The sequence below is a fragment of the Serratia sp. 201 genome (genome assembly GCF_037027545.1).
In the GTDB taxonomy this organism is placed as follows: domain Bacteria; phylum Pseudomonadota; class Gammaproteobacteria; order Enterobacterales; family Enterobacteriaceae; genus Serratia; species Serratia bockelmannii.
In genome coordinates this window covers 1-216 of the sequence record NZ_JAXCHC010000034.1, presented here as the reverse complement: position 1 = coordinate 216, position 216 = coordinate 1, and the positions used below count along the sequence as shown (strand labels likewise).

The 216-nt window shown below is 70.8% G+C and carries 1 pseudogene; it reads left to right on the top strand.

Features of this window, described 5'->3' with window-relative positions:
* A pseudogene (locus WA302_RS25270) lies at positions 1-216 on the top strand (electron transport complex subunit RsxC); the annotation flags it as partial.

Here is a 216-nt window from a genome sequence, read left to right as displayed (position 1 = left end):
AGAAAGCCGCGCAACAGGCGGCTGCGCCTGCAGCGGCGGAACCGGCTCCGGCTGCCGTCGAGGAAGACCCGCGCAAAGCCGCGGTTGCCGCGGCACTGGCACGTGTAAAAGCCAAGAAAGCCGCGCAACAGGCGGATGCTCCTGCAGCGGCGGAACCGGCTCCGGCTGCCGTCGAGGAAGACCCGCGCAAAGCCGCGGTTGCCGCGGCACTGGCAC